28 protein-coding genes and 2 tRNA genes are annotated in these 25,152 nt (G+C 62.5%); 9 read left to right on the top strand and 21 right to left on the bottom strand.

The window, feature by feature from the left end:
- Positions 1 to 74: 74 nt before the first annotated feature.
- From ACQ4OD_RS07160 to ACQ4OD_RS07190, 7 genes are all read right to left on the bottom strand, one after another.
- A complete protein-coding gene (locus ACQ4OD_RS07160; RefSeq protein ID WP_430944093.1) occupies positions 75 to 434 on the bottom strand; it encodes a hypothetical protein in 360 nt (119 codons plus the stop codon).
- A gap of 480 nt (positions 435 to 914) precedes the next feature.
- On the bottom strand, positions 915 to 1,514 hold the full coding sequence (locus ACQ4OD_RS07165; RefSeq protein ID WP_430944094.1) for a DUF4145 domain-containing protein: 600 nt from the start codon (positions 1,512 to 1,514) through the stop codon (positions 915 to 917).
- A gap of 108 nt (positions 1,515 to 1,622) precedes the next feature.
- A tRNA-Thr gene (locus tag ACQ4OD_RS07170) sits at positions 1,623 to 1,698 on the bottom strand.
- A gap of 98 nt (positions 1,699 to 1,796) precedes the next feature.
- Positions 1,797 to 2,048 (bottom strand): hypothetical protein, encoded by a 252-nt coding sequence (locus tag ACQ4OD_RS07175; RefSeq protein ID WP_371918090.1) that lies wholly within the window; start codon positions 2,046 to 2,048, stop codon positions 1,797 to 1,799.
- A 22-nt stretch (positions 2,049 to 2,070) separates the two neighbouring features.
- A complete protein-coding gene (locus ACQ4OD_RS07180; RefSeq protein ID WP_046853791.1) occupies positions 2,071 to 2,457 on the bottom strand; it encodes a hypothetical protein in 387 nt (128 codons plus the stop codon).
- Between the two features lie 18 nt (positions 2,458 to 2,475).
- Positions 2,476 to 2,682: a helix-turn-helix domain-containing protein gene (locus ACQ4OD_RS07185; RefSeq protein WP_023629980.1), complete on the bottom strand. Its 207-nt coding sequence runs from the start codon at positions 2,680 to 2,682 to the stop codon at positions 2,476 to 2,478.
- 9 nt (positions 2,683 to 2,691) lie between these two features.
- Positions 2,692 to 3,270, bottom strand: a complete 579-nt coding sequence (locus tag ACQ4OD_RS07190; RefSeq protein WP_198755336.1) for a hypothetical protein — start codon at positions 3,268 to 3,270, stop codon at positions 2,692 to 2,694.
- A gap of 457 nt (positions 3,271 to 3,727) precedes the next feature.
- Here ACQ4OD_RS07190 and ACQ4OD_RS07195 point away from each other — a divergent pair, with 457 nt between their 5' ends.
- Positions 3,728 to 4,087 carry a multidrug/spermidine efflux SMR transporter subunit MdtJ gene (locus tag ACQ4OD_RS07195; RefSeq protein WP_023629979.1) on the top strand — a complete coding sequence of 120 codons (360 nt, stop codon included), beginning with the start codon at positions 3,728 to 3,730 and terminating at the stop codon, positions 4,085 to 4,087.
- The gene (gene mdtI / locus ACQ4OD_RS07200; RefSeq protein ID WP_023629978.1) at positions 4,081 to 4,398 is read left to right on the top strand and encodes a multidrug/spermidine efflux SMR transporter subunit MdtI; all 318 of its coding nucleotides are present in this window, start codon (positions 4,081 to 4,083) and stop codon (positions 4,396 to 4,398) included. Before ACQ4OD_RS07195 ends, mdtI begins: the two co-directional genes overlap by 7 nt.
- 225 nt (positions 4,399 to 4,623) lie before the next feature.
- On the opposite strand, the gene ACQ4OD_RS07205 is transcribed toward mdtI, so the two are convergent.
- The 5 genes from ACQ4OD_RS07205 to ACQ4OD_RS07225 are packed head-to-tail and all read right to left on the bottom strand — an operon-like array spanning position 4,624 to position 8,893.
- Positions 4,624 to 5,847 (bottom strand): methyltransferase, encoded by a 1,224-nt coding sequence (locus tag ACQ4OD_RS07205; protein ID WP_430944095.1) that lies wholly within the window; start codon positions 5,845 to 5,847, stop codon positions 4,624 to 4,626.
- A gap of 59 nt (positions 5,848 to 5,906) precedes the next feature.
- On the bottom strand, positions 5,907 to 6,596 hold the full coding sequence (locus ACQ4OD_RS07210; protein WP_110697277.1) for an ABC transporter permease: 690 nt from the start codon (positions 6,594 to 6,596) through the stop codon (positions 5,907 to 5,909).
- Positions 6,597 to 7,289 carry an ABC transporter permease gene (locus tag ACQ4OD_RS07215; protein WP_094010996.1) on the bottom strand — a complete coding sequence of 231 codons (693 nt, stop codon included), beginning with the start codon at positions 7,287 to 7,289 and terminating at the stop codon, positions 6,597 to 6,599.
- A 57-nt stretch (positions 7,290 to 7,346) separates the two neighbouring features.
- Positions 7,347 to 8,108, bottom strand: coding sequence for an ABC transporter substrate-binding protein (locus tag ACQ4OD_RS07220; protein ID WP_102681817.1), 762 nt, complete (start codon positions 8,106 to 8,108; stop codon positions 7,347 to 7,349).
- 11 nt (positions 8,109 to 8,119) lie between these two features.
- Positions 8,120 to 8,893: an ABC transporter ATP-binding protein gene (locus ACQ4OD_RS07225; RefSeq protein WP_139674271.1), complete on the bottom strand. Its 774-nt coding sequence runs from the start codon at positions 8,891 to 8,893 to the stop codon at positions 8,120 to 8,122.
- A 606-nt stretch (positions 8,894 to 9,499) separates the two neighbouring features.
- Here ACQ4OD_RS07225 and gabP point away from each other — a divergent pair.
- Positions 9,500 to 10,885, top strand: coding sequence for a GABA permease (gene gabP / locus ACQ4OD_RS07230; RefSeq protein WP_110697283.1), 1,386 nt, complete (start codon positions 9,500 to 9,502; stop codon positions 10,883 to 10,885).
- Between the two features lie 164 nt (positions 10,886 to 11,049).
- Here gabP and ACQ4OD_RS07235 read toward each other — a convergent pair whose 3' ends face one another.
- The 6 genes from ACQ4OD_RS07235 to ACQ4OD_RS07260 form a co-directional block, all read right to left on the bottom strand.
- Positions 11,050 to 11,493, bottom strand: coding sequence for a hypothetical protein (locus tag ACQ4OD_RS07235; protein WP_430944096.1), 444 nt, complete (start codon positions 11,491 to 11,493; stop codon positions 11,050 to 11,052).
- 89 nt (positions 11,494 to 11,582) lie between these two features.
- The gene (gene ppk2 / locus ACQ4OD_RS07240) at positions 11,583 to 12,593 is read right to left on the bottom strand and encodes a polyphosphate kinase 2 (protein WP_139674265.1); all 1,011 of its coding nucleotides are present in this window, start codon (positions 12,591 to 12,593) and stop codon (positions 11,583 to 11,585) included.
- A 185-nt stretch (positions 12,594 to 12,778) separates the two neighbouring features.
- Positions 12,779 to 12,854 (bottom strand) — tRNA-Phe (locus tag ACQ4OD_RS07245).
- Between the two features lie 90 nt (positions 12,855 to 12,944).
- Positions 12,945 to 13,217, bottom strand: a complete 273-nt coding sequence (locus tag ACQ4OD_RS07250; RefSeq protein WP_139674262.1) for an oxidative damage protection protein — start codon at positions 13,215 to 13,217, stop codon at positions 12,945 to 12,947.
- Positions 13,214 to 14,281 (bottom strand): A/G-specific adenine glycosylase, encoded by a 1,068-nt coding sequence (gene mutY / locus ACQ4OD_RS07255; protein WP_430944097.1) that lies wholly within the window; start codon positions 14,279 to 14,281, stop codon positions 13,214 to 13,216. Before mutY ends, ACQ4OD_RS07250 begins: the two co-directional genes overlap by 4 nt.
- The gene (locus ACQ4OD_RS07260) at positions 14,278 to 16,527 is read right to left on the bottom strand and encodes an AsmA family protein (protein ID WP_139674258.1); all 2,250 of its coding nucleotides are present in this window, start codon (positions 16,525 to 16,527) and stop codon (positions 14,278 to 14,280) included. Before ACQ4OD_RS07260 ends, mutY begins: the two co-directional genes overlap by 4 nt.
- A 449-nt stretch (positions 16,528 to 16,976) precedes the next feature.
- Here ACQ4OD_RS07260 and ACQ4OD_RS07265 point away from each other — a divergent pair, with 449 nt between their 5' ends.
- The 6 genes from ACQ4OD_RS07265 (at position 16,977) to hisF (ending at position 21,923) form a co-directional block, all read left to right on the top strand.
- The gene (locus tag ACQ4OD_RS07265; protein ID WP_430944098.1) at positions 16,977 to 18,635 is read left to right on the top strand and encodes an OFA family MFS transporter; all 1,659 of its coding nucleotides are present in this window, start codon (positions 16,977 to 16,979) and stop codon (positions 18,633 to 18,635) included.
- A 249-nt stretch (positions 18,636 to 18,884) separates the two neighbouring features.
- Entirely contained in the window at positions 18,885 to 19,478 is a 594-nt protein-coding gene (gene hisB, locus ACQ4OD_RS07270) for an imidazoleglycerol-phosphate dehydratase HisB (RefSeq protein ID WP_028688464.1), read from the top strand.
- Positions 19,479 to 20,117, top strand: a complete 639-nt coding sequence (gene hisH / locus ACQ4OD_RS07275) for an imidazole glycerol phosphate synthase subunit HisH (RefSeq protein ID WP_046853802.1) — start codon at positions 19,479 to 19,481, stop codon at positions 20,115 to 20,117. It abuts the gene before it with no gap.
- On the top strand, positions 20,118 to 20,378 hold the full coding sequence (locus ACQ4OD_RS07280) for a DUF2164 domain-containing protein (protein ID WP_139674252.1): 261 nt from the start codon (positions 20,118 to 20,120) through the stop codon (positions 20,376 to 20,378). It abuts the gene before it with no gap.
- A 27-nt stretch (positions 20,379 to 20,405) separates the two neighbouring features.
- Positions 20,406 to 21,143 (top strand): 1-(5-phosphoribosyl)-5-[(5-phosphoribosylamino)methylideneamino]imidazole-4-carboxamide isomerase, encoded by a 738-nt coding sequence (gene hisA, locus ACQ4OD_RS07285; RefSeq protein WP_198755339.1) that lies wholly within the window; start codon positions 20,406 to 20,408, stop codon positions 21,141 to 21,143.
- 9 nt (positions 21,144 to 21,152) lie between these two features.
- On the top strand, positions 21,153 to 21,923 hold the full coding sequence (gene hisF / locus ACQ4OD_RS07290; protein WP_023629858.1) for an imidazole glycerol phosphate synthase subunit HisF: 771 nt from the start codon (positions 21,153 to 21,155) through the stop codon (positions 21,921 to 21,923).
- 116 nt (positions 21,924 to 22,039) lie between these two features.
- On the opposite strand, the gene choV is transcribed toward hisF, so the two are convergent.
- The 3 genes from choV to ACQ4OD_RS07305 all read right to left on the bottom strand — a co-directional run bounded on the left by choV (position 22,040) and on the right by ACQ4OD_RS07305 (position 25,092).
- Positions 22,040 to 23,218 (bottom strand): choline ABC transporter ATP-binding protein, encoded by a 1,179-nt coding sequence (gene choV, locus ACQ4OD_RS07295; protein WP_102681807.1) that lies wholly within the window; start codon positions 23,216 to 23,218, stop codon positions 22,040 to 22,042.
- Positions 23,215 to 24,063: a choline ABC transporter permease subunit gene (gene choW / locus ACQ4OD_RS07300; RefSeq protein WP_172670914.1), complete on the bottom strand. Its 849-nt coding sequence runs from the start codon at positions 24,061 to 24,063 to the stop codon at positions 23,215 to 23,217. The genes choV and choW overlap by 4 nt, the downstream gene beginning before the upstream one ends.
- An 81-nt stretch (positions 24,064 to 24,144) precedes the next feature.
- The gene (locus tag ACQ4OD_RS07305; RefSeq protein ID WP_139674249.1) at positions 24,145 to 25,092 is read right to left on the bottom strand and encodes a choline ABC transporter substrate-binding protein; all 948 of its coding nucleotides are present in this window, start codon (positions 25,090 to 25,092) and stop codon (positions 24,145 to 24,147) included.
- Between the last annotated feature and the right edge of the window lie 60 nt (positions 25,093 to 25,152).

Genomic DNA, 25,152 nt, shown 5'->3' on the forward strand with positions numbered 1-25,152 from the left:
AGGTGCAGAGCGTTCATTCGCCTGGAGCCCACGAGCGGTGGGGCTCCTGCGTTTCCTCAGCTTTGTACAGCGCTTCACGCCTGCTCGACAGCAACCAATCGGAGGTGGGGCATGTTGGCTTCTTTCTGCAGGCGCTTGAATTCCTTGGCGACCACAGGGGTCAGCAGGCTATCCAAGGCGTGGCGCAGTTGCAGGGCCTGAGCCTCGGTCAGGCGCTTCACTGATCCAGTACGAGCGCTCGCACAAGCCACTTTCTCAGGCGCAATACCGATCGCGTCCATCGCCCCATCGATGTAACCGTCCAGGTACTCACGGCGCTTGAACAGTATCGAGCTCTCCGGCGCTTCCTGATAATCCCAGTGCACTTCCCAGGCCTTGCCGGACTGGATGATTTCGATGATGGGCAGTGCCGCTTGGGTCGCTGGTTTGCGCATGCTGATTCTCTCGATCAATTCGCTACGCGGGGCAGTGTGAAGGATAGCTTCGGGGTGCCCCATGCCAGGTTTTTCAGGCTGACCCCCAAATCCCTGTCAGAACATGGATATCTGTCAAGAACTCGGCTGGAGGCCGCGTATTTACTGGGTTTTCGATCTGACAACGAACTGGGATATTCGTGGCAAATCTGACAGGCCAATATAAAAAGCCTTATGAATCAATAACTTGAGAAATCTAAATCTGACACACAGGTTTTGTCAGGTTCTGACACTCCGCTGACACCTTTCTGACACTACATGAAAACGCTGTAGGCCTTGAGATAGAAGGGTTAGACAGAGGTAAGAATATCCATCTGACAAATCTGACAGGCTTTTGAGGGGTCAACCTAAATTTTTCTTTGCTACGTGCAGGGGGCGTTTCGTATGACGCGTATACACAGCGACGGCTCGAAAAACCCGGCCTATCGCACTGCGATACTGCTATGCCTCATCCTTGCCACGACCCCGCTGGACGCGAGCCGGTAACACAAACAGGAATTGCCCAAGCGCGGTGACAAAGTCGATCGACTTGCGGGCATCCGATTCGTCGGGTAACTCCGCAAGCTCATCAGCGTGTCTTTGATCGTTGGCATCCAAGCGAACCTCATGAGCCCAGGCGGCCATCTCAGCCGTAATGAGATGCTGTTCCGCTGCGTTGAGGATCCGGCTGTTGAGAGAGCCTTTGACCAGTCCGATTTCTTTCAGCATCGCGTCTACGGATGAGGCAGCCAGCATCACCGCACCCGCTGGGGCATGAATGCTGTTGATGGCTTGGGAGAGAAACTGCCGAGCTCTCGCTGGTAAGGCATCGTCAACGATCTGAGCGGATGGCCATATATGATCGATGTCACTCCAGCCAACGCGCAGGGCGTTGGAAACGGTGAGGACCACACCGGCGCATGTGCGGCAGCTGTAGGTGGACCATCGTCTGCTCCTTTGGGCGTGATCGGTGGTAACCACCTCGGTGGTTTTGCCCATGTTAGGCATAGCCACGTTGCAATGGGGGCAGCGATCCAAGGCGAGGTTAGGGTCTTGTTTCATGTCGATCTCTCGGATTGACCAAGCCGCTATCGGGCACCCTTGTTACGTCTGTTGTTACGTGTAGCGCCCATAAAAAAGGCCTGCATTGCTGCAAGCCCTTGATTTATATGGTGCCGGCACCAGGAATCGAACCCGGGACCTACTGATTACAAGTCAGTTGCTCTACCATCTGAGCTATACCGGCACAGGGGCGTCATTATAGCGATGGATTCGGCGCTGTAAACCACTTCGTTGCATCCACCGCACAAAACCCTAAGTCACCGAACTGAAAGGAGAATTTTCCTACCAGCCGCGGTGGATGGAGTTGACGCTTGGCTCGGGCTGGCCGGGGTTGAAGAACAGCTTGCCGTTGTCGCAGCCGCGCTTGCGGCAGCTGCCGTCGGCGTTGTGCAGGGGCAGGCCGCGGTCACCGCCCAGCTGCATGCCGGGCATGTTCCAGTTCAACGGGGCCGGCTTGCTGCTTGGCAGGCTGTTGGCGCAGCCGGTCATGGCCAGGGCTAGGGTCAGCAGGGCGAAAGGCTTGGTGTGTTTCACGATGTTCGAGTCCGTTCCGGGATCAGTCTTTGTTCAGGATGCGCTGGATGGTGCCGCCGCAGGCCATGTAGCAGGAGTCGTAGTCATTGCCGCAACTGTAGCTGCTCCCTGTGTTGAAGGGGTAGCTCGGGTAGTGGCAACTGTGACGCGCTTCCTTCTTGCTCTTGCCGTTCTGGCAGTACTGGTAGGCCCTCATCTCGGCCTGGTACAGCGCACGTTCGCTGTTGTCCTGCAGGCGGGCCATCTGCTGGCAGTGGTTGCGCTCCGTCGAACAGCTGTTGATGCAGTTCATGCCATGCGCGCTGGGCGGTGGCGAGTATCTATAGGTGTAGCTCGGGCCGCAGCCGGTCAGGGCCAGGGCCAGGCAGGCCAGCACGAGGGCGGCCAGGCCATTGTGGAAAAGTGCCATGGGTGTTGCAGTCCTTGATCATTCGTCGCTGAACTCCAGCAAATCACCGGGCTGGCAGTTCAGGGCGCGACACAGCTTCTCCAGGGTCTCGATCTTGAAACCCTTGATCTTGCCGTTCTTCAGCAGCGACAGGTTCGCTTCCGTGATACCGATGATTTCCGCCAGGTCCTTGGAACGCATCTTGTTCCGGGCCATGACGACGTCGAGGCGGATGATTATCGGCATAGGAAGCAGTCAGACATAACAGTTGTGTTCATCGCTGATGGTCTTGGCGTCACGCATGAGCAGCGAGAAGGCACACAGCAGGATGCCTTTCATGATCTCGTAGACAGCCTGCGATGATACACCGATCGAGAAGCTGAAGCTCCTTTCGCCGGCCGGCAGGTCGATGGCCAGGGCCAGGCCCTGCAAGGTGTAGGTCACCGGCCACAGCAGCGGGGTGAAGATGCACAGCAGGCCGACCCACCACAGCAGCTTGATGTTGGCCGAGGTCCAGGTCTGCCCGCGCGAGAGGCGGTGGAAGAACAGGCCGGTCAGGCTGAGGGCCACAACGGAAATCAGCGTGGGAATCATGTCCACCGCCAGTACCAGGCCGATGGCCAGGGGGGATGCCTGGTAGCCGGGTTCGAGCAGCAGCGGCATCTGGTCGCCGTAGGCTTGCAGGTAGCCGTTGAAAATCTCGGGGAAGTCGAAGATGAAGAGCAAGGGCGTGATGGTCAGCTCGACGACCGCGGTTGTCCAGGCCAGGTAGGCGGCGAATGCGCCGATGGTGCGTAGGCGCGAACGCGCATAGGCCACGGATCTACTGTTCATGGGGTGCCTCCGTACAGTGATGAACGGAGCGGATTATTCTTGAATAATTATCGTAAAACAATAATTAATTTTGAGTTTTTCTCAATGGCGACGGTTTGTCGCAGGATTGGCTTTGCTGGCTATTGCGGGGCAAGCTGGCTCCTGTATGGACAGTGTGGGGATTATAATTTACGAAGCTTTCACCAAGCTTTACGGGGTTTCTTCTTGAGAAGTCCATTTTTCCCGAAAAATAATTAGTCTCAACCTATCATTTTGACTAAATCGATCAGCTAAGCTAATCTTGTGTTCATTATGTTGAACAGTAAAGCTTTCAAGCTCCTCTCCTCTTCCCGCCTGGTCTCCCGTGAACGTCACTGGACCGGCGACCTCTAGCGCCACCCTCCCTCTACAGCCGTAAACGTCTCTGTCCGGCGCCGATGCCTGTGCGCTCGGCCGCTGTCGCCCATGGGAGGGCACCATGCGTTCCTGGATCTACCTGATTGTCGCCATCACCTTCGAGGTGATCGGCACGGCGTCGATGAAACTCGCCGCCACTCATTTCCCTGTGATGGGGCATGCCGTCATGTACGTCATGATCTGTCTGTCGTATTTCTTCCTGGCCCTGGCGGTCAAGCGCGTGCCGGTGGGTGTGGCCTACGCGCTGTGGGAAGGGTTCGGCATCGTGCTGATCACCTTGATCAGTGTGCTCTGGCTTGGTGAAAGCCTGGGCTGGACCAAGGCCCTGGGCCTGGCGGTGATGATCGCCGGCATCCTGCTGGTCAAGGCCGGTACCCGCGCCAAGCCCGTCGAGCGTGAAGGTGAGGCCGTGCCATGCTGATTCCATTTGCCTGGCTGGGCCTGGCCATCGTGCTGGAGGTACTGGCCAACCTGCTGCTCAAGTATTCCGACGGTTTCCGCCGCAAGGGCCTGGGCCTGGCCTCGATCCTCTGCGTGCTGGCGGCGTTCACCGCGCTGGCGCAGGCGGTTAAGGACATCGACCTGTCGCTGGCCTACGCCATCTGGGGTGGCTTTGGCATCCTTGCCACCGTGGCCATGGGCTGGGCCTTGTTCGGTCAGCGTCTGGCCGGGCGTGGTTGGTTGGGTCTTGCGTTGCTGCTGGTAGGCATGGGCTTGCTCAAACTGGCTTGACAACTACCCCGCCAAAGCGCTTGGCAAAATTGCTTATGCACAAGTGGCATTGACCGCTTGCGCGAAAGGCATGCCGACAGGCGCTACCACCGGTCTTTGCGCAAAGGCCTGTTTTTACTGGCTTTGAGGCCCACGACGGAATAAGCAAAGCAGCGCAAATAGCCCAAGGATCCAAGATTTCGTGATTTTCATCACAAGCTTGTACACAGAGTTATCCACAGGCTGTCAACCGCGCTGCGGCGTTGCGTCGCGCTCACCCAGCAGCAACAGGTTGCGCGGGGTCAGCGGGTAATCGCAGAACACGCCTAGCCGTACCGAATAGCCTTGCTCCTGCAGGAACAGGGCGCGATCGAGCACCAGCCACATCTCCAGTGGCCGGCGGAACAGGTTGCGTACCTGTTCGAGGTTGCGTACCTGGGCCAGGCGTTGCTGGCCGGCTGCCTCCAGGGCAACCCAGTCGGGTTGGCCGTTGATCGTCAGTTGCTTGAGCTCGGCCAGGTCGCGACAGTAGTGCTCGAAAGGCTTTGCCAGCCAGCTGACCGGCAGCGAAGGGGTGGGCAGGTATTCGTCCACGTCCCGTTGCTGGCGCTGCAGCAGGTCGAACCCGAGGCGGCGGGCCATGGACTGGTCGCGCTGGCGCCGAGTGCGCTGGCTGGAGGTGACCGCTTCGCTCAGTGGCAGGCCCAGGTCTTCCTGGGTCAATGCCAGGGCCGAGGCCTGGGCGGCGCCGGAGAGTGGCTGATAGCGCTTGCCCTGGATGCGGTTGTAGCAGCAGGGTGCGACCGCGATCTGTCGGCACCCCTGCTGGCTTGCCAGTTGCAGCAGCCGCACATGCAGGTCGCCGCAGGCGTGCAGGGCGACCGCGCTCTTGTCGCCATCCAGATGCCGGGCGCTGTCCATGGCCATGACGTCCTGGTGGACATGGGTGGCAGCCAGGTGGTGATGTTCGCTCAGTGCCTTGCCGGCGCTGACCAGCTCGGCGTCGTACTCCAGGCAGGTCAGCTGCTGGCCGGGTTGCAGCAGGCGCCTGCCCAGGTGGCCTTTGCCAGAGCACCAGTCGAGCCAGTGCTGCGCAGGCTGGCTGAACGCCAGGCGGCGGCTGAAGGCTTCGATCTGCTGCCACTTGCGGCCAGGGACGTTGACGTCGAGACGGTGCCCGGCGGGGTGCAAGCCGGCATCGGGCAGCTCGCCGACGACGGACAGTGCCAACGCTTGGGCCGCCAGTTGCGGAAATGGGGCTGGGGCTGCAGGTTGCTCGGGTGCTTCAGCTTGCTCAAGGGTACGTTGGCGCAGCCAGTGGGACAGCTCGACGTGCTTGTCTTCCCAGCCCAGGCGCAAGTGGTTGAACGGGCGCGGGCGCCACAACTGCTGGTGCTGGAGCAGGAAGTGGTCGAGGGCCTGGAAGCGCTCGAACAGGTGCTGGTCGTGGAGGTAAGGCGTGGTCGGCATGCAGGTACCGCAGCACTATCGATGGGGGCCGCCATGCGGCCCCGATGTTGTTTACAGCCTCAACGCCCTTGGCAGGCATCCACGCGCAGCCAGCGCTCCAGCACTTTGAAACCCTGAACCAGCACAAACGAGATCAACAGGTAGAACACCCCGGCGGCAAAGAAGATCTCCACCGGCAGGTAGGTGCGGGCAATGATGGTCCGTGCCATGCCGGTCAATTCCAGCAAGGTGACGGTACTGGCCAGCGCACTGGCCTTGAGCATCAGGATTACTTCGTTGCTGTAGGCCGGCAGGCCGATGCGCGCGGCACGCGGCAGCATGATGTAGAGCAGCGTCTTGCCCCGCGACATGCCCAGTGCTCGGGCCGCTTCGATCTCGCCCTTGGGGATCGCCTGCAAAGCACCGCGCAGGATCTCGGCGATGTAGGCGGCGGTGTGCAGGGTCATGGTCAGCACCGTGCACCAGAACGGATCGCGCAGGTACGGCCACAGCGAGCTGTTGCGCACCACGTCGAACTGGGCCAGGCCGTAGTACACCAGGAACAGCTGCACCAGCAGCGGCGTGCCGCGGAAGAAGAAGATGTAACCGAAGGGCAGGGCGCGCACATACCAGTGACGCGACGAGCGCGCCACGCCCAACGGTATGGCCAGGATCAGGCCGGCGATGACGGCGATGGCCACCAGCTCCAGGGTCAGGGTGGCACCCTGGGCCAGGCGTGGCAGCCACTTGATGATGACTTCCCAGTTCATTTATTCGGCCCTCATGAAGCCGCGAGCGGCGCGCTTTTCCAGGAAGTGCATGCCGGTCATGGCAATCACGGTCAGGCCCAGGTAGATGCAGGCGGCCACGGCGTAGAAGGTGAACGGCTCCTTGGTGACGGTCACGCCGATCTGCGCGTGGCGCATGATCTCTTCCAGGCCGATCACCGACACCAGCGCAGTGTCCTTCATCAGGATCATGAACAGGTTGCCCAGGCCCGGCAGGGCGATGCGCCACATCTGCGGCAGGATGATCCGCGACAGGATGCGACCCTTGGAGAGGCCCAGGGCCAGGCCTGCTTCACGATGCCCCTTGGGGATGGCCAGGATCGCGCCACGGAACACTTCCGTGGCGTAGGCGCCGAAGCACAGGCCGAGGGCGATCACGCCGGCAGTGAAGGCACTGAGCTCCAGGCCAGGCATGTTCAGCAGTTCGCCAAGGCTGTTCATCAGCCCGACGGTGCCGAAGTAGATGAGCAGCACCCAGAGCAGTTCGGGAACGCCGCGCACCAGTGTGGAATAAGTGCCGCCAAGCCATTGCAAGGGCTTGACCGGCGAGGTCTTGGCCAGGGCGCCGAGCAGGCCCAGGACCAGCCCCAGCAGCAAGGCGCAGAGCGCCAGTTTTACGGTCATCAGGGTGCCGGCCATCATGGCCGGGCCGAATCCGTGCAGGTCGATATTCATGGGTAAGTTTGTTCAAGGGACAGGCACCGCCAGGGCGGCGATGCCTGTCGGGGCGAATCAATAGATGCTGAACGGGAAGTACTTGTCGTTGATCTTCTTGTAGGTGCCGTCGGCGACGATTTCCTTCAGCGCAGCGTTGAGCTTGTTGCGCAGCTCGTTGTCGCCTTTGCGTACTGCGATGCCGACCTTGTCGCTCTCGTTGACCGGGTCGCCCTTGAACTCGTAATTCTTGCCGGCTTCGGATTTCAGCCAGTCGAAGTTGGCGTACTTGTCGGCGAGGATGGCGTCGACGCGGCCGGAGGTCAGGTCCAGGTAGGCGTTTTCCTGGCCGTCATACAGATTGACCTTGAATTTGCCGTCCATACCGCCGTGATCGTCCAGCCAGGTAGCGGCCTGGGTGGCGCGCTGGGTGCCAATGGTCTTGCCTTCGAGCGATTTGTCGTCAGTCTTGAAGTCGACGTTCTTCGGCGCGATGAACTGCTGCTTGTTGGAGTAGTACGGGTCGGTGAAGTCCACGGCCTGCTTGCGCTCGTCAGTGATCGACAGCGAGGAGACGATGAAGTCGAACTTCTTGGCGTTCAGGGCGGGGATGATGCCGTCCCAGTCGGAGGTGACCACTTCGCATTCGACTTTCATTTTGGCGCACAGGGCGTCGCCGATGTCCTTGTCGAAGCCGACGACCTGGCCGCTGGCGTCCTTGTTGTTGAACGGTGGGTAGGCAGCTTCGATACCCATGCGCAGTTTTTCCGCGGCCATGGCATTGGCCGACATCACCAGCGTGGCAGCAGCTGCCAGGAGGAACTTCTTGTAGGTCTGCATGTATTGCTCCGTTAGCGGTGGCTGGACATGAATTGCTTGCAACGCGCCGAGGTCGGGTTCTCGAAGACCTGCTGCGGCGATCCTTGCTCTTCGACCAGGCCCTGGTGCAGGAAGACCACTTCACTGGACACCTGGCGGGCAAAGTTCATCTCGTGCGTCACCAGCAGCATGGTACGGCCTTCGTCGGCCAATGCGCGGATGACGTTAAGCACTTCCTGGACCATTTCCGGATCGAGCGCCGAGGTTGGCTCGTCGAACAGGATGACCTTGGGTTTCATGGCCAGGGTACGGGCGATGGCGGCACGTTGCTGCTGGCCACCGGAAAGCTGGGCGGGATAGCTGTGGCGCTTGTCGAAGATGCCGACCTTGTTCAGCAGCGCCTCGGCATGCTCGATGGCCTCGGCCTTGCTCTGGCCAAGTACGCGGCGCGGCGCCTCGATGATGTTGTCGAGGATCGACATGTGCGGCCACAGGTTGAAATTCTGGAAGACAAAGCCGATCTCGCTGCGCAGGCGGTTGATCTGGCGGTTGTCGGCGGCGATCAGGTCGCCGTTTTTCTGCGCCTTGAGCTTGAGGGCTTCGCCGGCGATCAGGATCTCGCCCTGGTGCGGGTTCTCCAGCAGGTTGATGCAGCGCAGCAGGGTGGACTTGCCAGAGCCGGACGAGCCGAGGATGGAGATCACGTCACCGTCGCGCGCGGTCAGCGAAATGCCCTTGAGAATTTCCTGCTCGCCATAGCGTTTGTGCAGGTTGCGGATTTCCAGCGCGGGCGTGGCCTGAGCCATTTGCGGTCCTCATGTGTTCGGGTGCGTTCCCAGCTGTTGGCGGCCTTCCTGGCGAGCGCCACGCTAGCATAGCGGCGCAACGGCGGCCAACCGGGTCGCGGGGTGCTCGGGTCGCTGGTGGGACAGTTTGTCGCATCGCTGCAGTGGACTGTCGCCAGGATGTCCGCAATAGCGTTTTGCCCAGCACCGGAGCCTTGATGAAAAAAGGCGCGATGGTGCCAGCTTTGGCCCGGTCTGGGAAGCCGTTTTTAGCCGGGTGGCACTGTGTCGCGGACTTGACGGGGGCAAGGTTGCGCCTGTTGGTTGCGCTTTCTGTTGCGCAAAATTCGTGCGCAGGTGTTACCGAGGAGCACCTTTGGTGCATTTGTAAGTGGGTATTTCCGTAATCCAGACTTGGCATGGGGATTTGGCGACCTTTCGGTCAAAGCTTGGCACAATGCCCTGCAAGCCGCGCCGTTATTGGAGGCAGAAACATTTCAGACGAAAGTCATTCTCACCTGGCCCGCTTATTGCCCTCTGCAAACCACTGAATGCGGCGACGCCTATCCACTCCCCGGCGCGCTGGCCAGTCATTCGTGTAGTCCACCTCCTTACAAAGGTAGTTTTATGAGCGGTAACAATTCCAATGACCTCGCTCAGGGGCTCAAGCAACGGCATGTGACCATGCTGTCCATCGCCGGCGTGATCGGCGCAGGGCTGTTCGTCGGCTCCGGCCACGCCATCGCCGCCGCCGGCCCCGCCGTGCTGCTGGCCTACGCCGCGGCCGGTACCTTGGTCGTTTTGGTGATGCGCATGCTCGGCGAAATGGCCGTCGCCTCGCCTGACACCGGTTCCTTCTCCACCTACGCCGACCGCGCCATCGGGCGCTGGGCCGGTTTCACCATCGGCTGGCTGTACTGGTGGTTCTGGGTGCTGGTGATTCCGCTGGAGGCCAACGCCGCCGCCGCCATCCTGCATGCCTGGTTCCCGTCGGTGGACCTGTGGGCGTTCTCGTTGATCATTACCCTGGCGCTGACCATCACCAACCTGTTCAGCGTGAAGAACTACGGTGAGTTCGAGTTCTGGTTCGCCCTGCTCAAGGTGCTGGCAATCATCGGCTTCATCGTTGTCGGCTGCGCGGCCATGTTCGGCATGGTGCCGAGCAGCCAGATCAGCGGCGTCAGCCACTTGTTCGATACCCAGGGCTTCATGCCCAATGGCCTGGGCGCCGTGCTGGCCGCCATGCTGACCACCATGTTCTCGTTCATGGGGACCGAGATCGTCACCATCGCCGCCGCCGAATCGAAGGATCCGGGCAAGCAGATCAGCCGCGCCACCAACTCGGTGATCTGGCGAATCTGCCTGTTCTACCTGGTGTCGATCTTCCTGGTCGTGGCCATGGTGCCGTGGAACGACCCAACCCTGGCCGAGAAAGGTTCCTACCAGACTGTCCTCAGCCTGATCGGTGTGCCGAACGCCAAGCTGATCGTCGACATCGTCGTGCTGATCGCCGTGACCAGCTGCCTGAACTCGGCGCTGTACACCTCTTCGCGCATGCTCTTCTCCCTGAGCAAGCGCGGCGACGCTCCGGCCATTGCCCAGCGCACCACCAAGGCCGGCACCCCGCACTGGGCCGTGCTGCTGTCCACCGCCGCGGCCTTCCTGTGCGTGTTCGCCAACTTCCTGGCCCCGGCCGAGGTGTTCGAGTTCCTGCTGGCCAGCTCCGGCGCCATCGCCCTGCTGGTGTACCTGGTGATCGCCGTGTCGCAACTGCGCATGCGTGCCCAGCGTGAAGCCAAGGGCGAGAAGATCTCGTTCAAGATGTGGATGTTCCCGGGTCTGACCTGGGCGACCATCGCCTTCATTATCGCCGTGCTGGCGGTGATGGCGCTGCGCGAAGATCACCGTGCCGAGATCATCGCCACGGCAATCCTGAGCATTGGTGTGGTGGCAGCTGGTCTGCTGGTGCACCGCAAGCGTGGCGCTGCTGCGCGTGTGGCGCTGGATAGCTGATCCACAAGTGAACTGAAAAGGCCGCGTCCTGTGAAGGGCGCGGCCTTTTTGTTTGCCTTTGGGGCTGGTTGTGGGAGCGGCGGTGCGCCGTTGCGACTTGCCCCGCGATAGCGTCAGTGAATCCAGCAGCGCTTTCGCGGGGCAAGCCCACACACACTGTTCGGTCAGCCGAACTGCTTCTGCTGTTGCTGCTGCTTGGCCACGACCTCCGAGGCGGTGACATAGGCGTTCTGGAACTCGTCGCTCTCCAGCCACGCCATGGTCGCGTCCTCGTCAATGCCGTCGAGCCATGCGCGGTAGGCGGTGAACACCATGACGATGTAGTCGGTGGCGTGCTCTTCCTTGTGGCCCTTGAGCACCAACGCCAGCAGCGGGTCGACCAGGAACACCGAGATCATCGGCACCAGGCCGTTTTCCTGGGATTCCTTCATTTTTTCGAACAGGCTGTCGTAGCTGCCCGACTCCATGGCCTTGTTGAACACCTGCTCGACACTGGCACTGTCGCCAGCGCTGGCCTTGACCGCCTGGCCGCTGCGCACCATGCGATTCTGCTTGGCCTTGGTGGCGGCGCGCTTGGCGCGTTTCTGTTGCTTGGTGTTGGTGGCCATGGGTGGATCCTTGGGCTGACTGGTAAAGGCGCGTATTGAAGCGTAGTTGCGCGAGAAACCCAAGAGGCCGCCCAGCGGCCCCAAAGTATTCAGCTCACCAGCGCCTCCGGCTCATCTTCCTCGAACCCCCGCGACGCCCGCCCGACCAGCAATGGATCCGGTGCATGTGCCACGCTGTGGTCCTTGCCTGGATAATCCAGCGAGTGCAGGAAGTGACGAATGCAGTTGATCCGCGCGCGTTTCTTGTCGTCCGACTTGATCACCGTCCATGGCGCATCGGCCGTGTCGGTATGGAAGAACATCGCTTCCTTGGCTGCGGTGTAGTCCTCCCACTTGTCCAGCGACTTGATGTCGATGGGCGAGAGTTTCCAGTGCTTGAGCGGGTCGTCGCGGCGGGAGATGAAACGGCGCAGTTGCTCTTCGCGGTTCACCGAGAACCAGAACTTGAACAACAGGATGCCGCTGTTACACAGCATGCGTTCGAGGTCAGGTGCCTGGCGCATGAACTCCAGGTATTGCAGTGGCGAGCAGAAGTCCATCACCTTCTCGACCCCGGCGCGGTTGTACCAGGAGCGATCGAAGAACACCATTTCACCGGCGGTGGGAAGGTGTTGCACATAACGCTGGAAGTACCACTGGCCCTTTTCCTGCTCTGACGGTTTCTCCAGCGCCACGATCCGCGCGCCGCGCGGGTTCAGGTGTTCCATGAAGCGCTTGATGGTGCCACCTTTGCCAGCGGCGTCGCGCCCCTCGAACAGCACGACGATGCGCTGGCCGGTTTCCTTCACCCAGTTCTGCACCTTGAGTAGCTCGATCTGCAGGTCGTGCTTGGCCTTCTCGTAGTCCTGGCGGCGCATGCGCGTGCGGTAGGGGTAGCTGGCCGGCAGGCGTGCCGAGGTGCTGTCCTCGCTGCTGCCCTTGCGCGCGTTGGCCACTTCCAGGGCGGCGGGCTGCTGGCTGACCTGGGTAATGGTCTCTGGCGCGGCGGCGCTGGCGGCAGGTTTGCGCTGGCGCGGACGGCGGGTGCGAGGGGTGGGCTTGGCGCTGCTGCCGGTTTCGGCAGGCGACGGCAGGAGAAGGGTGGCGGATTCTTCGCTCATGGAGGTCCTTGCGGGGTCGTTCGAATGTCCACCTTCCATCCTATGAGCGCATGGCAAGTGGCTTTTTGATATCGATCAACCGGGCATGAAGGAGCTAGAAGAAAAATCGCAGGCAACAAAAAACCCGCACTAGGCGGGTTTCTTGTGTCGCTTCGGGTAACTTTGCAACCACCAGAAGCTGAAGGTGGTGCCCAGAGACGGAGTCGAACCGCCGACACGAGGATTTTCAATCCTCTGCTCTACCGACTGAGCTATCTGGGCGACGAGGTGCATTAAATAGATTTCCGAACCGATCGTCAACGACTTTTTTGAAAAAATTTAAATTAATTCCGTCGCTTACGGTTTTCGGGGTCAATTCGAGGGTGGCACGTAGCCTTCGGCCTGGGCGTAGTCTTGGCCTGCGAAGAACTTGTCCATCTCGGCCTGGATGAATTTGCGGTCCTCGGCATTCATCATGTTCAGGCGCTTCTCGTTGATCAGCATGGTCTGGTGGTCCTGCCACTCCTTCCAGGCTTTCTGCGAGATGTGCTCGAAGATGTCCTGGCCCTTGGCGCCCGGGTAGGGTGGGCGGTCGAGGCCTGGGAGCTCTTCGTTGTACTTGCGGCACTTCACGGTGCGGGTCATCGCTTCTCTCCTGCAATCAGTTCGTCGGCCGCGAGTTGCAGCAGCTTCTTGACCGGGGCGGCGAGGCCCAGGCGCGGCGGGGTGGCGAGGTTATACCAGAGCCAGTCGGGCTCGGCCACGTGCGCGCCGACGGGGTCGACACGCACCAGCCATGGCTCGATGGCCAGCTGGAAATGGCTGAAGGTGTGGGTCAGGCCTGCCAGGGCCTGGCTGCCGGTCAGACGCAGGCCGTGCTGGTAGGCGAGGTCTTCGAGCTGCTCGAGGCTGTCCAGCTCTGGCAGGCTCCACAGGCCGCCCCACAGGCCGGTGGAGGGCCGACGATAGAGCAGGATCGCGCCTTCGTGGTTGGTCAGCAGCGGCATCAGGGTCTTGCGCTGGGGCAGGGCCTTGCGCGGCTTGGGCTCGGGGTAGCGGGTCTCCTCGCCGTGCAGGTGCGCTTCGCAACCGCGTTGCAACGGGCAGATCAGGCAGCTGGGCTTGCTGCGCGTGCACAGCGTCGCGCCCATGTCCATCATCGCCTGGGTGTAGTGGTTGGCCCGGGTCATCGGCGTGAAGCGCTCGGCGCTGGCCCACAGCTGGTTGGCCACCTTCGGCTCGCCTGGGTAGCCGGCCTGGGCGGTGAAGCGGGCCAGTACGCGCTTGACGTTGCCGTCGAGGATCGGCGCGCGGATGCCCATGCTGATGCTGGCGATGGCCCCGGCAGTGGAGCGGCCGATACCGGGCAGCTCGGTGAGCTGCTCGACGCTGCGCGGGAACTCGCCGCCATGCCGTTCGACGACGATCTTCGCGGCTTTCTGCAGGTTACGGGCACGGGTGTAGTAGCCCAGGCCCGTCCACAGGTGCAGCACCTCGTCCTCCGGCGCCTCGGCCAGCGCCTGCACGGTGGGCAGGGCCTGCATGAAGCGGTCGAAGTAGTTGAGCACGGTGCTGACCTGGGTCTGCTGCAACATGATTTCCGACACCCACACCCGATACGGGGTGATGCCCTGTTGCCAGGGCAGGTCATGCCGACCGTGCTGGTCGTACCAGTCCAGCACGGCGCTGGAGAACTGCTGGGGTGTCATCGCTTGAACAGCCCCTTCAATGCATCTTTGAGTTCAGGGCTCACCTTGTCTCCGAGTTTCTCTTCGAGCTTTTCATCGATCTTGTCTTTCAGGCGATTGCCGGCCAGCTTCGCGGCCACCTTGCCCAGGCCGTCCTGGTCCAGGCGGCACGCCTTGGCGCCCAGCTCCAGCGGGCCGCGGCAGCGCAGCGGCACTTCGACGCCGACATAGCGTTCGTTGACCTGGCAGGCCGGGTCGGGCATGGCGCGCTGGTCGCCTTCGACGACCACGCCGACGTTGTAGTCCATGCCCAGCACGCGCAGGTCGAGGTCGCCGTGACCGTTGACGGTCAGGCCTGGGATGCGCACCTTGAGGTCCGGGTTGCTGGCCACGCCGTTACGCAATACCAAGCTGCCGCGCAACTCCTGGAACGGCGTGTCCTTGCCACGGGGCTCACCGCTGAGCTGCTTGCGGTTGAGGGTGGCGATGGCCTGGCAGAGTTGCTGTTCCAGGTTGGCGTTGACCAGCACGCCGTCGTTGATGGTGAAGCTGGCATTGCCATTGAGCGTATCGACCAGCGCCTTCTGGCTGTTGCCAGTGGCGGTAAGGTCGCTGTTCAGGGTCAGCAGGCCCTTGACCGGCGGCGCCTGCTCCGGGGATTCGCGCTTGATGAAGTGTTCCACTGGCACGCGGTTGATCTTGGTGTTCACGCCGATCTGCGGTACGGCAGGGCGCACATCCACGGTGCCCTTGGCCTCGAAGGTGCCGTTGTACAGGCCGCCGCGCAAGGTCTGCAGGGTGACCAGGCCGCCTTGGCCGCTGGCGGTCAGCTGTGCATCGCTGATCGGCAGCTTGTCCAGTGTCAGCGCGCCGAACGACAGGTCGGCCTGTAGATCGAGGGCGCGCAGGCGGTCGACCGGCAGCAGCTTGTCACTGCTCCAGGCAACTTGCGTCGGTGCGTCGGGTAGCGGCGTGGAGCCGGCGCCGGCGACGGCAGTGGCTTCCTGCTGCTTGACCTCGGCCTGGCGCGCTGCGGTGGCACCCTTGGCTTCCTCGCTCTTGGCCGGCAGGTAGCGGTCGGCGTCGAACTTGTCGCCCTTGAGGCGCACGCGCAGGGCCTGCTTGGCGAAATCTTCCACGGCGACACGGCCGGTGAAGGTGCTGTCGTCCAGCTTCACCGCCAGGTCTTCGAGGGCGAGGCTGTTCGGCGTGCCTTGCAGGCGGGTGACCAGTTCCAGCTTCTTGAACGCTGCCGCGTCCGCAGTGGCGGGCAGCGGGTGGCCGATACCGTCGAGGAAGGTGCGCAGGTCGAACTGGGCGATGGACAGGCCGCCGCTGACCTGCGGAGCCTTGTCGAGGTCGCGCACGTTCAGCTCGCCCAGGGCGCGCAACTGGTTGGCCGAGACCTTCAGACCGCTCCAGGAGGCGACATTGGCCGCCAGGTCGACCAGCACCTGGCCTTGGGCGGCGAAGGTCATGGTCTTGCCGGCCAGTGGCTCGCCCGAGGTCTCGCCAGACAGGCGCATGTCCTCTAGGTTGTAGCGCTTGAGACGGCGATCGAAGCGCAGTTCGCCGGTCAACTCGGTACGCGCCTTCAGGTTCGGTTGGCTGGCGCTGAGGAAGGCGCTGGCCTTGAGCGGGATGTTCACGCCTTCGTGCACGGGGCCGGTGCTCAACTGAATGCTTTCGGCGCCGTAGGTCTGGCCGGCTTTCTCGTCGGTGTACAGCACCCGGGCGTTGTTGACGGTCAGGCTGTCGATGTCGAGCTTGACCGAGCGCTCGTTGCCTTGCGGTTTTTCCGCTTCGGCGGCTGCTGCTTCGCCCGGCGTGGCGGTCGGGGCATTGGCCACGGCCGGGTCGGGCAATGGCTTGCCGATGTCTTCCCAGTTGCCATGGCCGTTGGCATCGCGGGTCAGCGTCAGGTTGAGGCCTTCGACCCGCACGTCGCTCATCTGCACTTCACGGCGCAGCAGCGGCAGCACGCGCACCGACAGGCCGAGCATCTGCAGGTCGGCGAAAGGCACCTTGGGGTTGTTCAGCGTGGCGATGCTGGCCTCGTGCAGCTCCAGGCCCAGCCATGGGAACAGGCTCCAGCCGATATCGCCATTGAGGGTGAGCTCCACGTGGGCCTTGTCGCGGGCCAACTGGCGGATTTCTTCTTTGTAGTCGTTGGGATCGAAGAGGTGGGTCAGGGCGAAGCCCAGCGCCACGATGATCAGCAACAACCCGAGAAGCCCCAGCCCCAGGATTTTGCCGAACGCTTTCATGGGCGAGTCCTTGTAGTCCGATTATGAATTTCAGCGGCGAGTATAGCGCCGTGGGTATAGGCACTGCTTATCCGACATTTCGACAATGGGATTGACGGCAGTTCATTTGTTGCCTGCTCTGGCCTCATCGCGGGGCAAGTCGCATCGGCGCACCGCCGCTCCCACGCAGATAGCACGCCTGCCTCGGCAATGCGTGGGAGCGGGCTTGCCCCGCGATGAGGCCAGAACAGGCGACACAACCTCACCTGAATACGCGAAATACCGATTCAGCTGACGAAAAAAACACGATATCAGATTGCTTCCATGTCACCCGCTGCTGGTAATCTTGCGCCCGCCCGTGGCGCCCCGCGACCCATTGTCGCGGGTGATGCCTGAAACGGCCGGGCTGCCTTGCGTGCAGCCATACAGAGCCGTCCACGCGCACAGCCCACCTACAAAAGGATCAATCCATGAACAGCAGTATCACGGCGGGAGCGGCGGCAAGCACGCCGGGCTTCCTGTCGAAGGAGCGCATCATCGCCCGCCCGGGCTTCAACCGCTGGCTGGTGCCGCCGGCGGCCCTGGCCATTCACCTGTGCATCGGCATGGCCTATGGCTTCTCGGTTTTCTGGCTGCCGCTGTCCCAGGCCCTGGGTGTCAGCGCTCCGGTGGCCTGCGCCGCCGACATGGGCTTCGTCGCCCGCCTGTTCAGCGCCGAGTGCGACTGGCCGATCTCCATGCTCAGCTGGATCTACACCCTGTTCTTCGTGTTCCTCGGCTGCTCTGCCGCGGTGCTCGGCGGCTGGCTGGAGCACGCCGGCCCGCGCAAGGCCGGCCTGGTCTCGGCACTGTGTTGGTGCGGCGGGTTGCTGATCTCGGCGATTGGCGTGAAGACCCACCAGCTGTGGCTGATGTGGCTGGGTTCGGGGGTGATCGGCGGGATCGGCCTGGGCCTGGGCTACATTTCGCCGGTATCGACCCTGATCAAGTGGTTCCCGGACAAGCGCGGCATGGCAACCGGCATGGCGATCATGGGCTTTGGTGGAGGTGCCATGGTGGGCGCTCCTCTGGCCACCGCGCTCATGGGCCACTTCGGCAGCGCGACCGAGGTGGGTGTATGGCAGAGCTTTGTCGCCATGGCCGCGATCTACTTCGTGTTCATGACCGCGGGTGCCCTGGCCTACCGCGTGCCGCCGACCGGCTGGAAGCCCGAAGGCTGGACTCCGCCGGCGAAGAAAGCCAACGCCATGGTTACCGACCGCCACGTGCACGTCAGTGTGGCCTGGAAAACCCCGCAGTTCGCCCTGGTGTGGCTGGTGCTGTGCCTGAACGTCTCGGCCGGTATCGGCATTCTCGGCATGGCTTCGCCACTGCTGCAGGAAGTGTTCGCCGGCAAGCTGTTGGGCAACGAGCTGACATTCAGTGAGCTGAATGCCGCGCAACTGGCGCAGATTGCCGCGATCGCCGCCGGTTTCACTGGTCTGCTGAGCCTGTTCAACATCGGCGGGCGCTTCTTCTGGGCGTCGTTCTCCGACTACATCGGCCGCAAGAACACCTACTTCGCCTTCTTCGCCCTGGGCGTGGGCCTCTACAGCCTGGTACCGAACATGGGCCACATCGGCAACGTGGCGCTGTTCGTGGCGGCGTTCTGCATCATCCTGTCGATGTACGGCGGCGGTTTCGCCACCGTGCCGGCGTACCTGGCCGACCTGTTCGGCACGCAGATGGTCGGTGCCATCCATGGTCGCCTGCTGACTGCCTGGGCGGCGGCCGGCGTGCTCGGCCCGGTGCTGATCACCTACCTGCGCGAGGCGCAGCTGGCGGCGGGCGTGGAGCGGGCCGCGGCCTACGACATGACCCTGTACATCCTGGCCGGCCTGCTGGTGCTGGGCTTCATCTGCAACATGCTGGTGCGCCCGGTGGCGGACAAGTACTTCATGAGCGACGCCGAACTGGCGGCCGAGCGCGCACTGAGCCATGACAAGGGCACTGACTCCGCGCGTTCGCTGGAGTGGCACGCGGCACCGGGCAGCCTGCCGCTGGTGCTGGTGGCCTGGGCGGTGGTGGTGATTCCGCTGGCCTGGGGGGTGTGGATCACCCTGCAGAAGACGGCCGTTCTGTTCCATTGATATAGCTGTACTGGCCTCATCGCCGGCAAGCCGGCTCCCGCAGGTATTGCACTGCCGCGATCTCTGTGGGGGCCGGTTTGTCGTGGCGAAAGGGCTGCAAAGCAGCCCCAACTACACGCTTGTATAGACCTGTAAGCCTGTTATCCCCCCGTAATTGCTTGCCCTGCCATATGTCATCCGCGTTTCAAGCCGGCGCGTTCTGGGCCTATAATGGAGCCCTTTTCGCCCAATGATTTTGCGGAGCTGGTGATGGTCGAACGTAAGGCTTCCGTCGAGCGCAATACCCTGGAAACCCAGGTCAAGTGCTCGATCAACCTCGATGGCAGCGGCAAGGCCCGATTCGAAATCGGTGTGCCTTTCCTTGAACACATGCTCGACCAGATCGCCCGGCATGGGCTGATCGACCTGGATATCGAGTGCAAGGGCGACCTGCATATCGACGACCACCATACCGTCGAGGACGTCGGCATCACCCTGGGCATGGCGTTCGCCCAGGCCATCGGCGACAAGAAAGGCATCTTTCGCTACGGCCATGCCTATGTGCCGCTGGACGAGGCCCTGTCGCGGGTGGTCATCGACTTCTCCGGCCGTCCGGGCCTGCAGATGCATGTGCCGTATACCCGTGCCACCGTGGGCGGCTTCGATGTCGACCTGTTCCAGGAGTTCTTCCAGGGCTTCGTCAACCATGCCCTGGTGACGCTGCATATCGACAACCTGCGTGGCCACAACACCCACCACCAGATCGAGACCGTGTTCAAGGCGTTCGGCCGCGCGCTGCGCATGGCCGTTACCCTCGACGAGCGCATGGCCGGGCAGATGCCTTCCACCAAAGGGTGCCTGTAAATGCAGACGGTAGCCGTGATCGACTATGGCATGGGCAACCTGCACTCGGTGGCCAAGGCCCTGGAGCATGTGGGCGCCGGCAAGGTATTGGTGACCAGCGATGCCGCGGTGATTCGTGAAGCCGACCGCGTGGTGTTCCCAGGCGTCGGCGCGATCCGCGACTGCATGGCCGAGATTCGCCGCCTGGGCTTCGACAGCCTGGTGCGCGAAGTCAGCCAGGACCGCCCGTTTCTCGGCATCTGCGTAGGCATGCAGGCGCTGCTCGAGCGCAGCGAGGAGAACGACGGTGTCGACTGCATCGGCCTGTTCCCAGGCCAGGTGCGCTTCTTCGGTAAAGACCTGAAGGAAGACGGCGAGCACCTGAAGGTGCCGCACATGGGCTGGAACGAAGTCGGCCAGACCATCGACCACCCGCTGTGGCATGACATTCCCGACCGTGCGCGTTTCTACTTCGTGCACAGCTACTTCATCGAAGCCGGCAAGCCGGGCCAGGTGGTCGGGCGCGGCCACTACGGCGTCGATTTCGCCGCGGCGCTGGCCGAAGGCTCGCGTTTCGCCGTGCAGTTCCACCCGGAGAAGAGCCATACCCATGGCCTGCAACTGTTGCAGAACTTCGTCGCCTGGGACGGGCGCTGGTAAATGAGCAGGTCGCGGACCAAGGCGCCAGTCATCACCCTGGCCCCGGAGCAAGAGCGCGAGGCGCTCGATACGCTCAAGCGCTTTCTCGAAGACCGCTTCGAGCTGGAGCTGGGGTCGTTCGAGGTGGCCGAGGTCCTCGAGTTGTTCAGCAAAGAGATTGCACCGCACTACTACAACAGGGCGATTGCCGATGTTCAGCTGCACCTCAAGGAGCGGTTCGAGAGCATCGAAAGCGACCTGTGGGCGCTCGAGAAGCCCTGAATTCCAACGATTAGACAGGTTGCCAAGATGCTGATTATCCCCGCTATCGATCTGAAGGACGGCGCTTGCGTGCGCCTGCGCCAGGGCCGCATGGAAGACTCCACGGTATTCTCCGACGACCCGGTGAGCATGGCCGCCAAGTGGGTCGAGGGTGGCTGCCGCCGCCTGCACCTGGTCGACCTCAACGGCGCTTTCGAAGGCCAGCCGGTCAACGGTGAAGTGGTCACGGCTATCGCCAAGCGCTATCCGACCCTGCCGATCCAGATCGGCGGTGGCATCCGCTCGCTGGAGACCATCGAGCACTACGTCAAGGCCGGTGTCAGCTACGTGATCATCGGCACCAAGGCGGTCAAGCAGCCTGAGTTCGTCGCCGAAGCGTGCAAGGCGTTCCCTGGCAAGATCATCGTTGGCCTGGACGCCAAGGACGGCTTCGTCGCCACCGACGGCTGGGCCGAAGTGAGCAGCGTGCAGGTCATCGACCTGGCCAAGCGTTTCGAGGCCGATGGCGTCTCGTCGATCGTCTACACCGACATTGCCAAGGACGGCATGATGCAGGGCTGCAACGTGCCCTTCACCAAGGCCCTGGCCGAAGCCACGCGCATTCCGGTGATCGCCTCGGGCGGCATCCACAACCTGGGCGACATCAAGGCCCTGCTGGACGCCAAGGCTCCGGGCATTATCGGCGCCATCACCGGCCGTGCCATCTACGAAGGCACCCTCGACGTCGCCGAGGCCCAGGCCTTCTGCGACAACTACCAAGGCTGAGGAGCGACCATGGCACTGGCCAAGCGCATCATCCCTTGCCTGGACGTGGACAACGGCCGGGTGGTCAAGGGCGTCAAGTTCGAGAACATCCGCGATGCCGGCGACCCGGTGGAGATCGCCCGGCGCTACGACGAACAGGGCGCCGACGAGATCACCTTCCTCGACATCACCGCCAGCGTCGATGGCCGTGATACCACCCTGCATACCGTCGAGCGCATGGCCAGCCAGGTGTTCATCCCGCTGACCGTGGGCGGTGGCGTGCGCACCGTGCAGGACATCCGCAACCTGCTCAACGCCGGTGCCGACAAGGTGTCGATCAACACCGCCGCGGTGTTCAACCCGGAGTTCGTCGGCGAGGCGGCTGACCGTTTCGGTTCGCAGTGCATCGTGGTTGCCATCGACGCCAAGAAAGTCTCTGGCCCCGGTGAAACGCCGCGCTGGGAGATCTTCACCCATGGCGGGCGCAAGCCCACCGGGCTGGATGCAGTGGAGTGGGCGAAGAAGATGGAAGGCCTGGGGGCTGGCGAGATCCTGCTGACCAGCATGGACCAGGACGGCATGAAGAATGGCTTCGACCTGGGCGTGACCCGCGCCATCAGCGATGCGCTGGGAATTCCGGTGATTGCTTCCGGTGGCGTGGGTAACCTGCAGCACCTGGCCGACGGCATCCTGGAAGGGCATGCCAGCGCGGTGCTGGCGGCGAGCATCTTCCACTTCGGCGAGTACACGGTGCCGGAAGCCAAGGCCTACATGGCTTCGCGGGGGATCGTCGTACGCTGAACCACTGATTGGGGCTGCGTTGCAGCCCATCGCGGCTGAAGCCGCTCCTACAAGGATTACACGTTTCCTGTAGGAGCGGCTTCAGCCGCGATGGCCGCAAGGCGGCCCCAGTTAAATCACCCGTGATTCTTGCCGAGCAACGCGTGATACAACTCGGTATCCCCGAGTATCCCCACCACCTTGTCGTTATCCTGCAGCACCAGCTTGTTGCCGGTCTGGTAACGAATCTGCAGCGCCTCGCGCATGCCGATATCGGCGTGCACCACGGTTGGCCTGCGCTCCAGCAAGCCGACGTCCTGCCCCGGCGCCCAGTTCTGCATGTCCAGGCCATTCTGGCCCTGGCGTGCGCGCTTGAGCGAGCCGCCTTCGCCAAGGTCCAGCCATGAGTCGATGCCCGGGTCCAGGCACACCGAACCGTTGACTCGCCGGCAATTGTCCAGGCTGCGCATCAGGCTGCGGCCACACAGCACGTTGAGCGGGTTGGTGTGGGCGACGAAGGTGCGCACGTATTCGTCGGCCGGGTTGAGCACGATCTCTTCCGGCTTGCTGTACTGGATGATGCGCCCGTCCTTCATGATGGCGATGCGGCTGCCCAGTTTCAGCGCCTCGTCCAGGTCATGACTGACGAACACGATGGTCTTGCTGAGTTTGCTCTGCAGGGCCAGCAGTTCGTCCTGCAGGCCCTGGCGGATCAGCGGGTCGAGGGCCGAGAACGGCTCGTCCATCAGCAGGATATCGGCGTCCATCGCCAGCGCCCGGGCCAGCCCCACGCGCTGCTGCATGCCACCGGAGAGTTCGTCCGGTTTCTTGTTGCGCCACTGGGTCAAGCCCACCAGCTCGAGCTTTTCATCCACCAGCTTGCGCCGTTCCTTCTCCGGCCGGCCCTGCATCTCCAGGCCGAAGCTGATGTTCTCGCGCACCGTCAGCCAGGGCATCAGGGCAAACTTCTGGAACACCATGGCGATGCGCTTGGTGCGCATCATCTTCAGCTCTGCCGGAGTGCAGTGGGCGATATCGATGTGCTTGCCTTCGTGCTCGACGAACAGCTTGCCGCGGCTCACGGTGTTGAGGCCGTTGATGCAGCGCAGCAGGCTGGATTTGCCCGAGCCGGACAGGCCCATGAGCACGCATATCTCGCCCTTGTTGATGTCCAGGTTGGCCTTTTCGACGCCGACCACCAGGCCCGTCTGCTTGAGGATCTGCTCGCGGGTCTGGCCTTGGTCGAGCAGGGCCAGCGCCTCGCGCGGCTTGCTGGAGAAGATGACGTCGACGTCTTCGAAACGAATGATGCTCATGCCTCACCCCTTACCGGCAGCTCCGGTTGCTTGCAGATACGGTCGAGCATGATCGCCAGCAGCACGATGGCCAGGCCCGCTTCGAAGCCCAGGGAGATATCGGCGGTGTTCAGTGCGTTGACCACGGGTTTGCCCAGGCCGTCGGCGCCGACCAGGGCGGCAATCACCACCATCGACAGCGACAGCATGATGCATTGCGTCACCCCGGCAGCGATGCTCGGCATGGCGTGTGGCAGTTCGATGCGGGTCAGCAGTTGGCGACGCGAGCAACCGAAGGCCTTGCCGGCGTCCATCAGCTCCTGCGGCACGTCGCAGATGCCCAGGTAAGTGAGGCGGATGGGCGCTGCGATGGCGAACACCACGGTGGAGATCAGCCCCGGCACCACGCCCAGGCCAAACAGGGTCAGGGTCGGGATCAGGTAGACGAAGGTGGGCACGGTCTGCATCAGGTCCAGCACCGGGCGCATGGCGGTGTAGAACATCGGCTTGTGCGCGGCGGCGATGCCCAGCGGCACGCCGATGACCACGCAGACCACCGTGGCGAAGGTGACCTGCGCCAGGGTTTCCATGGTTTCCTGCCAGTAGCCCAGGTTGAGGATCAGCAGGAACGAAAGGGCGACGAAGACGGTGAGCGCCCACTTGCGCTGTATCAGGTGCGCGAGGCCGGCGAACAGGGCGATTAGCACGAACGGGTTGAACCAGGTCAGGGCGCTGGTGACCCCATGGATCATGAATTCCAGGCCTGCGGCGATGGCGTCGAAGTAGCTGGCGCCATTCTGGGTCAACCATTCGACGAATGAGGCGATGTACTGCCCCAGGGGTATTTTCTGATCGATAAGCATGATAGCGAGCTTCCACCTGCAAAGATTGAAATCAGTCCGGGGTGGGCACGGTCCCACCCCGCGGTGTTGCCATGGCGTCTTGCGTTATTGCGTCAGTTTGGCCTTGGCCGCCTCAAGGCCGGGTTTGCCGTCCACGGTGGTCACGCCGGCGAGCCAGGCTTCGAGCTTGCCGGGGTTGTCCTTCAGCCATTTTTTCGCGGCCGCCTCGGGCTTCATCTTGTCGTCCAGGACATAGCCCATCATGGTGCTTTCATCCTTGAGCTCGAACGACAGGTTCTTCAACAGCTGGCCAACGTTGCCGCATTCCTGGGCGTAGCCCTTGCGGGTGTTGGTCAGCACGGTGGCCTTGCCGAAGTCGGGACCGAAGTAGGCATCCCCACCGGTCAGGTACTGCATCTTGAAGCGGGTGTTCATCGGGTGCGGTTCCCAGCCGAGGAAGACGATCGCGTCTTCACGCTTCTGCGCCCGGTCGACCTGCGCCAGCATGCCCGCCTCACTGGACTGCACGATCTGGAAGCCGGCGTCCTTCAGGCCGAAGGCGTTGTCGTCGATCATCTTCTGGATGGTGCGGTTGCCATCGTTGCCCGGTTCGATGCCGTAGATCTTGCCCTTGAGATCCTGCTTGAACTTGGGAATGTCGGCGAAGTCCTTCAGGCCCTTGTCATACAAGGCCTGGGGCACGGCCAGCGTGTACTTGGCATTTTCCAGGTTGGCGCGCACGGTCTCGACGGTGCCGGCATCGCGGTACTGCTTGATGTCGTTCTCCATGGTCGGCATCCAGTTGCCGAGAAACACGTCCAGGTCCTTGCCGGTGGCCAGCGACTTGTAGGTCACCGGTACCGAGATCATGGTGGTGTGGGTCTTGTAGCCCAGGGCTTCGAGCACGACGCTGGTGGTCGCGGTGGTGACCGTGATGTCGGTCCAGCCGACATCGGAGAACCGTACCGTCTGGCACTGCTCGGGTTCGGCGGCCTGGGCCAACAGCGGAGCGGACAGCAACGCGACCAGCAACAGCGAGGGTGAACCTTTCATGGATGGACTCCTGTGATTTTATCTTCGGGTTCGCGTGGGTCGCCGAGCGTTCTCAGGGCT

The sequence above is a fragment of the Pseudomonas sp. WC1 genome, assembly GCF_050586565.1.
GTDB lineage: Bacteria > Pseudomonadota > Gammaproteobacteria > Pseudomonadales > Pseudomonadaceae > Aquipseudomonas.